1 protein-coding gene is annotated in these 4,448 nt (G+C 72.9%); it reads left to right on the top strand.

The window, feature by feature from the left end:
• Nucleotides 1-4,448 (top strand): non-ribosomal peptide synthetase (locus tag IG74_RS0143930; protein WP_037827254.1); only part of this gene is annotated, 4,448 nt, incomplete at both ends.

Here is a 4,448-nt window from a genome sequence, read left to right as displayed (position 1 = left end):
CGTTCGAGCGTCTGGTGGAGGTCCTGAACCCGGTGCGGTCCCTGGGCCGTCACCCGCTGTTCCAGGTGATGCTGGCCTTCCAGAACACCGACCTGCCCGCCATGGACCTGCCCGGCCTGCGCGTCACGCCCGAGCAACTCCCGCGCGGAGGCGCCAAGTTCGACCTCTCCGTGGACGTGGGGGAGACCTTCGCCGACGGCGCGCCCGATGGCATCACGGGCTGCGTCGACTACTCCGCCGACCTGTACGACCGCGCGACGGCCCAGGCCTTCGCGGACCGGCTCGCCGCCTTCCTGACGGCGGTGTGCACCGCGCCCGACCAGCGCGTCGCCCACCACGACCTCACCACACCCGCCGAGCGCGACCTGCTCCTGAACCAGTGGAACGACACCCGCCGGGACATCCCGGCCGGGCTCATCCACGAACTCTTCCAGGCCCAGGTGCGCCGCTCCCCGGACTCCGTGGCCGTGGCCTACGAAGGCGTCGAGCTGTCGTACGCGGCCCTGAACACCGAAGTGAACCGGCTCGCCCGGCTCCTCGTGTCGCGCGGCGCGGGCCCGGAGCGCTTCGTGGCCATGGCCATGCCGCGCAGCGAGCGGATGCTCGTCACCCTGCTCGCCGTGCTGAAGTCCGGCGCCGCCTATCTGCCGGTCGACCCCGAATACCCGGCCGACCGCATCGCCTACATGCTCGACGACGCGGACCCGGCGCTCGTCGTCACCGTGTCCGAGGTGGCCGGGAGGCTGCCGCTCGACGGGCGGACCACGGTCGTCCTCGACGAGCCCGACCTGCGCACGGAACTCGCCGACCACGCCACCACGGACCTGGACGACACCGAGCGGACCGCGCCGCTGCGCGCGCACCACCCCGCGTACCTGATCTACACCTCCGGCTCCACGGGCCGGCCCAAGGGCGTCGTCGTGCCGCACGCGGGCCTGCCCAGCCTCGGCTGGTCCAAGGTCGAGTGGTACGCGACCAAGCCGGACAGCCGCGTCCTGCAGTTCTCCTCGCTCAGCTTCGACAGCCACGTGTCCGAGGTGTGGTCCGCGCTGCTCAGCGGCGCCCGCGTGGTCATCGCCCCGCTGGAGCGGATGATGCCGGGCGACCCGCTCGTCGCACTCGTCGCCGAGCAGGGCATCACCCACATCGACCTGCCGCCCGCCGGACTCGCCGTCATGCCCGACGGATCCCTGCCCGAGGGCGGCACCCTGATCGTCGGCGGCGAGGCCAGCTCGCCCGCCCTGGTGCGGCGCTGGTACCGAGACCGCCGCATGATCAACTCGTACGGTCCGACCGAGGCCACGGTCTGCGCCTCGATGAGCGACCCGATCGCGGACCCCACGATCCCGCCCATCGGCCGCCCCATCTGGAACAAGCGCGTCTACGTCCTCGACCAGGGCCTGTGCCTGGTCCCGCCGGGCGTCGTCGGCGAACTCTACGTCTCCGGCACCGGCTTGGCGCGCGGCTACCTGAAGCGCGCGGGCCTCACCTCGGAGCGCTTCGTGGCCGACCCGTTCGCGACGGGTGAGCGCATGTACCGCACCGGCGACCTGGTGCGCTGGGGCGCCGACGGCCAGCTCGTCTTCCTCGGCCGCGCCGACGACCAGGTCAAGCTGCGCGGCTTCCGCATCGAACTCGGCGAGATCGAGGCCGCCATCGAGGCGGAGCCCGGCATCGGCAAGGCCGTCGTACGCCTGCACCAGGACGAGGCGGGGGACAAGCGGCTCGTCGCCTACGCCGTCGGCACCCCCGACCGCGTGGCGGCGCTGCGCGAACGGCTGGCCGCGAGCCTGCCCGACTACATGGTGCCGTCCGCGTTCATGGCGCTCGACGCACTGCCCCTGATGCCCAACGGCAAGGTCAACCGCAAGGCCCTGCCCGAGCCGGAGTTCGCACCCACCGAGGCCGGACGCGCCCCGCGCTCGCCCCGCGAGGAGATCCTGTGCGGCCTGTTCGCCGAGGTCCTCGGCGTGCCGGGGGTCGGCATCGACGACAGCTTCTTCGCGCTCGGCGGCCACTCGCTGCTCGCCACCCGTCTGGCGAGCCGCATCCGCACCGTCCTCGGTACGGAGATGCCGCTGCGGACGCTCTTCGAGGCGCCCACCGTCGCCGCGCTCGCCACGGCCCTGGACGAGCGGCACGAGGCCGGGCGCCCCGCCCTCCTCCCCGCCGCGCGCCCCGAGCGCCTCCCGCTCTCCTTCGCCCAGCAGCGCCTGTGGTTCCTGGAGGCCTTCACCGGGCCCACCTCCACCTACAACGTGCCGATGGCGCTGCGCCTGACCGGCGCCCTCGACCTCGACGCGCTCCGCGGGGCGCTCGCCGACGTCGTGGCCCGGCACGAGAGCCTGCGGACCGTCTTCCCCGAGTCCGCGGGCGAGCCGCACCAGGTCGTGCGGGCGGCGGACGCGACCGCCCTCGACGTGCGCCTCACGGACGTCCCCGACGAGGACGCGCTGCTGGCGGAGCTGGCACGGGAAGCCGCCGACACCTTCGACATCACCCAGCGGCCGCCGCTGCGTGCCACCGTGTTCCGCCTCGCGGACGACGAGCACGTCCTGCTGCTCGTCCTGCACCACATCGTCACCGACGGCTGGTCCACGGCCCCGCTCGTCCGCGACCTCACCACCGCCTACGCGGCCCGCCGCGCGGGCGGCGCCCCCGAGTGGCCCGAACTGCCCGTGCAGTACGCCGACTACACCCTGTGGCAGCGCGACCTGCTCGGCGACGAGGACGACCCCGACAGCCTGGCCGCCCGCCAACTCGCCTACTGGACCGAGGCGCTCGACGGCCTGCCGGAGGAGCTCGCCCTCCCGGCCGACCGGCCGCGGCCCGCGCAGTCCACGGGCCACGGCGGCAGCGTGGAGCTGCGCGTCGACGCCGAGGTGCGCGAGCGCGTGACCGACCTGGCCCGGCAGACGCACACCAGCGTCTTCATGGTGCTCCAGGCCGCCCTCGCCGGCTGGCTGACGGCCCTGGGCTGCGGCGACGACATCCCGATCGGCACACCCGTCGCCGGGCGCACCGACGAGGCCACCCACGACCTGGTGGGCTTCTTCGTGAACACCTTGGTCCTGCGCACCGACGTGGCGGGCGACCCCACGTTCCACACCTTGCTGGAACGCGTCCGTGACCGCGACCTGAGCGCGTACGCCCACCAGGACCTGCCCTTCGAGCGCCTCGTGGAGGCCCTCAACCCGGCCCGGTCCATGGCCCGGCACCCGCTCTTCCAGGTCATGCTCACCCTCCAGAACACGGAGGTGCCGCACACCGAACTCGACGGCCTCACCGCCCGCCCCGAAACCGTCGCCGCCACAGCGGCCAAGTTCGACCTGTCCCTCACCCTGGGGCAGGACCTGGAAGGCGAGCTCGAATACTCCGCCGACCTCTTCGATGCCGACACGGCACGGCTCCTCGCCGACTCCTTCGGGCGCTTCCTCGCCGGAGCGGTGGCGGACCCCGAGGCCCGCGTGAGCGGTGTGGACCTGCTCGCGGAGGGCGAGCGCGGCCGACTGGCCGCCTGGGGCGCCGGTGACGCGACCGAGGTCCCGGCGGAGGCCACGCTGGTGTCGCTGCTGCGGGAACAGGTCGCCGCGCGCCCTGACGCGGTGGCTGTGGTGGATGGTGAATCCACTCTGTCGTACGTCGAGTTGTGGGCCGATGCGGGCGCCTTGGCTTCGCAGCTTGCAGCGTGTGGCGCCGGTCCCGGCTCCGTGGTGGGTGTGGTGGTGCCGCGCTCGGTGGACTGGGTCGTGGCGCAGGTGGGTGTGGCGTTGTCGGGTGCGGCGTGGCTGCCGTTGGACGCGGGCCTGCCTGCGGAACGCATCGCTGCGGTACTTGGCGAGGCGCGGCCTGCCACGGTGGTCGTGGCGGAGGAATCGGCGGACCTCGTCCCGTCGGCCCACCCCCGAGTCACCCTGGGCTCCGGAGAGCCCACGCGTACGGACTTGCCTGCGGTTTCGGGTGCGGACGGCGCGTATGTCATCTACACGTCCGGGTCGACGGGTCGGCCCAAGGGCGTGGTGGTGACGCAGCGCGCCGCGGTGAATCACATGCTGTGGATGCGGGCGGAGTTCGATATCGACGGCAGTGATCGTGTGCTGGCTCGTACGTCGCCGGGCTTCGACGCGGCGGTGTGGGAGTCGTGGCTGCCGTTGGTGTCGGGTGCTGCGGTGGTGGTGGCCTCTGACGAGGTGGCCAAGGAACCGGAGCGGCTCATCGCGTTCATGCGGGAGCGGGCGGTGACGGTGGCCCAGTTCGTGCCCACGTTGCTCGCGGCGGTCCTGGAGGTCCCGGGAGCGGCTGACGTCACCTCGCTGCGGCGGGTGTTCGCCGGTGGCGAGCCCCTGCGGTCGTCGCTGGCTGCTGCTGCGGTGGATGTGTGGGGTGTGGAGCCGGTCAACTTGTACGGTCCCACGGAGACGACCATTCAGGTCACCTTCGGCACCGGC

The organism is Streptomyces sp. NRRL B-1347 (assembly GCF_000720325.1).
In the GTDB taxonomy this organism is placed as follows: Bacteria; Actinomycetota; Actinomycetes; order Streptomycetales; family Streptomycetaceae; genus Streptomyces.
This window is presented reverse-complemented; position numbering and strand designations above follow the sequence as displayed.